Source organism: Microcystis sp. M53602_WE12, assembly GCF_030065455.1.
GTDB lineage: Bacteria > Cyanobacteriota > Cyanobacteriia > Cyanobacteriales > Microcystaceae > Microcystis > Microcystis aeruginosa.
The window spans coordinates 1-5,850 of sequence record NZ_JASJFB010000723.1; the positions used below are offsets into that span (position 1 = coordinate 1).

6 protein-coding genes are annotated in these 5,850 nt (G+C 43.1%); 5 read left to right on the top strand and 1 reads right to left on the bottom strand.

Features of this window, described 5'->3' with window-relative positions:
* Nucleotides 1-372: 372 nt before the first annotated feature.
* Both PX482_RS22425 and PX482_RS22430 read left to right on the top strand, forming a co-directional pair.
* A complete protein-coding gene (locus PX482_RS22425; protein ID WP_002758730.1) occupies nucleotides 373-891 on the top strand; it encodes a hypothetical protein in 519 nt (172 codons plus the stop codon).
* A 63-nt stretch (nucleotides 892-954) separates the two neighbouring features.
* Nucleotides 955-1,164, top strand: a complete 210-nt coding sequence (locus PX482_RS22430) for a hypothetical protein (protein WP_002758728.1) — start codon at nucleotides 955-957, stop codon at nucleotides 1,162-1,164.
* A 169-nt stretch (nucleotides 1,165-1,333) separates the two neighbouring features.
* On the opposite strand, the gene PX482_RS22435 is transcribed toward PX482_RS22430, so the two are convergent.
* Nucleotides 1,334-1,462, bottom strand: coding sequence for a hypothetical protein (locus PX482_RS22435; RefSeq protein ID WP_002758727.1), 129 nt, complete (start codon nucleotides 1,460-1,462; stop codon nucleotides 1,334-1,336).
* A gap of 522 nt (nucleotides 1,463-1,984) precedes the next feature.
* Here PX482_RS22435 and PX482_RS22440 point away from each other — a divergent pair.
* From PX482_RS22440 to ndhO, 3 genes are all read left to right on the top strand, one after another.
* Entirely contained in the window at nucleotides 1,985-2,185 is a 201-nt protein-coding gene (locus PX482_RS22440) for a hypothetical protein (RefSeq protein WP_002758726.1), read from the top strand.
* 676 nt (nucleotides 2,186-2,861) lie between these two features.
* Nucleotides 2,862-5,513, top strand: coding sequence for a glycoside hydrolase family 10-like protein (locus tag PX482_RS22450; RefSeq protein WP_002758724.1), 2,652 nt, complete (start codon nucleotides 2,862-2,864; stop codon nucleotides 5,511-5,513).
* A 244-nt stretch (nucleotides 5,514-5,757) separates the two neighbouring features.
* Nucleotides 5,758-5,850, top strand: a 93-nt coding sequence (ndhO, locus tag PX482_RS22455) for an NAD(P)H-quinone oxidoreductase subunit O (RefSeq protein ID WP_288123029.1), incomplete at its 3' end; no start/stop codon positions are given.

Below are 5,850 nucleotides of genomic sequence, written 5' to 3' on the forward strand. Positions count from 1 at the left end.
AGACCTCTTGCAAAAGTCTTAAGTCGATCCTTGTACAGCAACATTTTTGAAGATTATCAACTACTAATAAATAATTAACTGAAAGTCCCTCCCATTATTGTTTCTATCGTTTGTTTTCGGATTTATGCAAGAGGTCTAATATTCAGAACGTTTCTGGATAGTACGACTATTCGGTATGTTATTCAGAAATATTCTGGCTATAATCGGAAAATATAAGGAAAGTTTCTTGCTATCACCCTCTATAGGGTGATTATCCCGAAAGTTTCAGCTTTTTGTCCCGTCGAAGTTGACTAGGCGGAAAATGTCAGTATAATCAATAGTTAGACCTCAAATCAGGAACTCAAACAACTTACACTAAGGGGAACAAAGTAGATGGGAAACCTCAGATTGCGGAATTGCACGACTTACCAACTGGAGTATCACAAGATTTTGGCTGGAAGTAGGAGCCACTTTGTTGCCCCAGGAGGAGAGGGCGCAGATATTAAATGGGGCGCAACCTATACTCTGAGAGTCTCACAGGTTGGTGGCGGTAGTTCTGCGAAAAGAGATGCTGTCAATCCAAGCGGTACTTACTATGTAGTTGCGACATCATCTGGTATCCAAATTTTGACAGAGGATCAAATTAAAGGTTTTGGGCAGAATGAAAGCAACCCTTACATTGAGAATTGGCTTGCGGATCACATTGATGCTAACTGCAAAGTAGAATGGAAGCTGATCCAAAGCGTACAGAATTCTGCAATTGATCAAAGTTTTGAGATTACGGAGTTTGTAGGAGTCAAACGTGAATCAACTACAACAGATCGTCTGACTATAAGTAGTTCTAATACTGTTAGCTTGGGTTTGGAAGCTGGCAAAAAAATCAGAGCGGGTGGAGAATTTACATTTAAGTAACTGGAATTAACTGGAAGTATTGGATACGAAAATCGTACTGAGCGAGAGACATTCCACGAATCTATGAAGCATGAAGAAATTTATCATTCAAAAGAGATCAAGAGGAAATTTGATCTTAAAAAGGGTGATTCTCTTTTTGTATGGCAAATTGTAGCCAATGTATTTGGTAATCTAGTTTATCTTGACCACATTGCCTATACAAGCAAAGGTGAAGGGGCACCTACAGAACCTAAGTTCGATGATGTTAAATTGAGCCTCGAAGTATGGCGGTAGGCGAGGGAAAACGTGATCTTTCAAGGGCAGATGTCTTTGCATTCCTGAAAAACACAAAAAATTTGTGTATACAGCTTCCTTGACAGACGGTATTTCGTTCTTTTCAAGATCAAAAACATCATCCTTAATGTTGTTATACAAGGTCTAACAATTCAAATGCAGCGGACGGCTAAGAGCTACTAGAACTAAATTCAGGTTCTTTTACCGCCGCTGATTTGAGCCGTTGGGCTGCTTCTTGTTGTCGGTGAGACATTACTCGAAGGTTTTCTGTTTGAGTCAGGTTTAAGAGCAAAGGCATGGGTTGACTGCAATTGCAGGCTTGATTCGATCCGCTATAATTAACGCACTACCTTTTCTATAAGGGGTACACCACACCTTTCCGAGTGATGGGGCTAAGAGGCAGGTTAACACGACTATCGAGAGGTAGTCCGCTGTGTGGGCAATCGGGTCAATTCCTTAGTCTTTGATCCCTACTGTTATTTTTCCTGCAAAGGAAGAGTAATGCCGGTTCACGAGATCCGGAGGAAGACAGTGTTAAAGGGAAGTAAGCTCAATGGCAACGGGCAGCATAAACCAAATCAGTCACTTCGGTCTTTTTGCCAAAGACTAAAAGTGAGTATTAAGCGGCTAGATCAAACTTCTCGATCTTGTTATCGAAGATTCAGGTTGATTATCAGGCGTTTTTTACCCTTTCTACAGGCTGTAGCTGCGTTGATTGCGATCGCTAAATCTCTAGGGTTCTTGTAGCCCAAGTTAAGTTCGCAAGGCAAGGGAGATATTATTTCTCAATCTTGTCTTTAACATTAGTAGAGGAAGAATAATGTTAACACTTGAACAACTCGAAGTTGCTATCCTCCAGCTTTCACCTAATGATTTTAATCAGCTTTTAGAATGGTTCTTTGATTTAGATTATCAGCGTTGGGACGAACAACTTGAGAATGATATTGCTGCTGGCAAATTGGATAATTTGGCTAAGGAAGCACTGGCTGACTTTGAGGCGGGGCATTACCGGACAATTTAATGCATTTTACGACTCGTAGATTTTGGCAGTGCTATGACTCCTTACCTGAACCTATCCAGCAGGTAGCAGATGAAAATTATGAATTATTGAAGGCTGACCCATCCCATCCGTCGTTACATTTCAAAAAAGTCGGAAAGTATTGGTCGGTTCGGGCAGGTCGAGGTCATAGGGCATTGGGAATAGAAGTGGAGCGCGGCATTTTATGGTTTTGGATTGGCACACATGCAGAGTATGAAAGGTTAATTAAAAGCCAGTAGCGACGGCAGCCCAACACTGCGTTGGTGCGGACGGTAGATAAAACTTGGTCAAGTTGCTGAGATTATCTGCCGCCGCTTATCTTAGTCGTTAGACTTCAATAGGAGATAACGGTGAAGAAAGGAAAGGTAGTTTGTACCACTGTAGTCACATCACTCATCATTTCTGAATTGTGTTTTTTAGCTCCCCTCCAATCCCCACAGCTTTTGCAAGATAAGGTTCTATTCTTGAGCAATATAGAAGCGTGCGAGAATAAATTGATCATAAGCGATCTGTAGTTATTTCATTACTTGTGACAAGCGGCTGATCAATCCCCCAAAACCGATCGCCTCATCACAATTTTTGTTCCCCAAGATACTATTTTTTGGCTAAGTTGGGTAAGATCAGGAGAAGTTAACCAAAAAAATTAAGAGAAAAAAACGTGCTGGGATCGTCCTTCCATCTTGATCATCTGTTTAAAAAGCCCCTAATTGCCTGTCTTTTGTCCTGTGTGGGTGTCTTGCTGCCGATCCCAGTTTTAGCGACACCGGTGGCAGTGTTAAAAAGTCAAGAAAATGCCAATCAATGGACAGATATAACCGAACGTTTGCAAAATGTCGGGGTTAATTACTGCATTCTCCAGAGTAATCAGTGGCAAAGCGACGCGGATCTAAATAAAATTAAGGTTCTAATCATCCCCAACGTCGAGACTATTTCCGGTTTACAAGCTGATGTCTTGAGTCGTTGGCTTAATCGCGGTGGTAAAATTATTGTCACCGGTCCGGCGGGGAATCTTTCGGAACCTGCTGTGCGTCATCAATTGCGATCGCTATTTGGGGCTTACTGGGCCTATCCCCACTCCCAAGCTTACACCCTGCGGCCGACTAATTTGGGTGAACTGAAAAACCAAAAACCTTTAGCCAGCAGTCTCCTCGGTGGTGTGGTTATCCCCACGGGAGTTAATAGCCAAACCGTTGCCGTCTGGGGGGCGCGCAACAATCCCCCCGCCGTTGTCCTCAATAATAACTCGATCTTTCTCGGTTGGCGCTGGGGCAGCGATGCCGTCGCTAATCTCGCCCTCGATAGTGCTTGGCTAGAAACCGCCCTGCAACGCTACGGCATTAATCGCAGTTCTTCTAATAACACAATTGCGCCCTATTGTCAAGGTCAATCAACAATAGTTAATAATATTAATAATACCCCAACAGCGATCTCGCGTAGCGAGCGCGTTGCGATCGCACCCCGTCGCCCTCTACCGCAGATTTCAGAAAATCCCCCCAGTGAAACGGCGAGATTAAGTCCGAGTACCGAGGCAATTCCCCCCAGAGCCAGCCTAACTCCTCAACAAATTAGCCAGATGACGGCGGAATTGCAGGGATTAATCGGGCGTTATGGGGTGACTCTCTTAGCTTTAGAAGCCAGCAACAGTAATATATCCAATACTGATAAATCCTTAGCACAAGCATTTCATAATCGCGGGAAAAATTCCCCCACCTCAGATACAGCCAGACGATTCCGTTTAGCCCTAGAAAATGCCCAAGGAGCTTTAAATAATTTTCAGAATTTAATTGCTCAGGGGGCCTATACCCAAGCGCGAGAATTTTGGTTACAAGCGCGGCGAAGTCTTTGGGATAATTATCCCACTAATCGACAATTTGCCCAGCCAGAAATACGGGCAATGTGGTTAGATAGAGGCACGATCGTAGAAGCTAAAAATGAGGACGATTTAGCTAAAGTATTCGATCGCATGGCGGCAGCGGGTATTAATGTGGTCTTTTTCGAGACAGTTAATGCTAGTTATACTATTTATCCCAGTCAAGTTGCCCCCGAACAAAACCCTTTAACCAGAGGTTGGGACCCCCTAAAAGTTGCCGTTAAATTAGCCCATGAACGCAATATGGAAATCCACGCCTGGGTGTGGGTTTTTGCGGCGGCTAATCAAGCTCATAATAAAGTATTAGAGCAACCATTAGATTATCTAGGTCCGGTTTTATCCCGTAATCCCGATTGGGGGGCAACTAATAAAAGTGGTGGTTCTTTTGATTACAGTCAAGGCATGAAAAAGGCATTTTTTGATCCTGCTAATCCCGAGGTACAGAACTATCTTTTATCTCTTTACGAGGAAATTGTCAAGAATTATGATGTGGATGGCTTGCAGTTAGATTATATTCGCTATCCCTTCCAGAGTCAAGATTCTAATCAAACCTATGGTTATGGTAAATCCGGCCGCTGGTTATTTAAACAAATGACGGGAGTTGATCCAATTACGTTAAATCCCCGGGGTGCTTTATGGGAACAATGGACTAGCTTTAAAATCCGTCAGGTTGATACTTTTGTCTCGCAGGTTTCTACTCGCTTAAAACAGATTCGCCCCCACTTAAAAATGTCGGCGGCGGTGTTTCCCCTAGAACAAAAAGAACGATTATATCGTATTCAACAAAACTGGGAAGAATGGGGACAAAATCAATGGATAGACCTGATATTTTTAATGACTTATGCTCTCGATACAGGGACTTTAGAAGATAAAACCAAGTCTTTATTTGATCGCCAAATTGCAGGAAATGCTCTGATTATACCCGGTATCCGTCTGTTAAAAGTACCCGATCAAGTCACGATCGATCAACTACAATTTATTCGCAATCTTCCCACTTCGGGATTCGCTCTTTTTGCCACAGAAAATCTCAATCCCAACTTGCAAACAATTCTTAATCGCATTCAGGGATCGATAATTACGAAAAAAACCGAACCTTTACCCCACCGTCAACCCTTCAAAACGGCGGCGGCGAGGTTTAATTCCCTGCGTCAAGAGTGGAGTTTTTTAATAATAAATAATTTATGGGCAATGGAGGAGGGAACCTTAAAAGCTTGGGGGCAAGAAGTGGACGAAATGGCTAATCTATTAGAACAATTGGCTAATAATCCCAGCCCTCGCAATTTGACTTTAACTCAAAATGCTTTAAAGCGATTTAGCTATAAATTTAAATCTGTGATGTCCAGACAAAAAGATTTATCTGCCTATCAAATACAGGTCTGGGAAAATCGCCTCGCAACCCTACAAAGTCTCTTAAGTTATGGTCAAATGGTTGAGTTTTAATTAAGGCAAAAGGTAGGAGGCAGGTTTTGGGGTTTTAGGGTTTTAGGGTTTTAGTTCAATTTCCCCACTTCCCCACCTCCCCACTTCATAATTCATCATTCCCACACCCCACACCCCACACCCCACACCCCACACCCCACACCCCACACCCCACACCCCACACCCCACACTCTCTTGTCAGAGGCCCGCAGGAATATGTAACAATATATAGAAGAAACCCCCAAGCAAATTTAACGAGAAAAACATGGCAGCTACAATTAAGAAAGGAGCTTTAGTCCGCGTGGTGACGGGAAACCTAGAAAATAGCCTCGAAGCCCTAGCCAGCGATCGCCGTTTA

Bases quoted from the DNA above. Each gene is read 5' to 3' on its own strand.
- PX482_RS22425 (WP_002758730.1), top strand. From the start codon at position 373: ATGGGAAACCTCAGATTGCGGAATTGCACGACTTACCAACTGGAGTAT.
- PX482_RS22430 (WP_002758728.1), top strand. From the start codon at position 955: ATGAAGCATGAAGAAATTTATCATTCAAAAGAGATCAAGAGGAAATTT.
- PX482_RS22435 (WP_002758727.1), bottom strand. From the start codon at position 1,462: ATGCCTTTGCTCTTAAACCTGACTCAAACAGAAAACCTTCGAGTAATG.
- PX482_RS22440 (WP_002758726.1), top strand. From the start codon at position 1,985: ATGTTAACACTTGAACAACTCGAAGTTGCTATCCTCCAGCTTTCACCT.